Source organism: Campylobacter sp. 2018MI13 (genome assembly GCF_018501135.1).
In the GTDB taxonomy this organism is placed as follows: domain Bacteria; phylum Campylobacterota; class Campylobacteria; order Campylobacterales; family Campylobacteraceae; genus Campylobacter_E.
Genome location: NZ_JAHCZC010000297.1, coordinates 1 through 388, shown reverse-complemented (window position 1 = coordinate 388; position 388 = coordinate 1). Strand labels below are relative to the sequence as shown.

The following is a 388-nucleotide window of genomic DNA, read 5'->3' as shown; positions in this document are numbered from 1 at the left end:
CTGCTTAACCGGCGCACGCCTAAGATGTGAATAAGAAACAAGCACCAGTGCGCGCACAGAGCACCACCAATCAAACTAATACCAATATCGACAATTTGCGATTGATACCCAAAACCGCCGCTTGAGCCGATATTACGCTTGTCACAGTTTGTCGCAACCTTTCTAAGCGACGCCTGCCCCGCGTGGCACAACGTTTTCTGATAAATCGCCTGTTCCCACATCGAATTGGCCATGATGATTTCCTTGACGGTCGGCAGTACCACGTTTTTGACGGGATAGTCCTTGAGTTCGTCGGCTAAAATGGTCTGACGGCTAGCTCCATCAATCACGATTTGCTCCACATCAGCAGTTTTTAGGAAATTAACAATCCACTGATTGCCATTGCGAA

Annotated in this window: 1 protein-coding gene; it reads right to left on the bottom strand. The window is 48.2% G+C overall.

Annotated elements, in window-relative coordinates; genetic code table 11:
• A partial coding sequence (locus KJQ99_RS10100; RefSeq protein WP_214150770.1) for a hypothetical protein occupies positions 1-388 on the bottom strand: 388 nt, incomplete at both ends.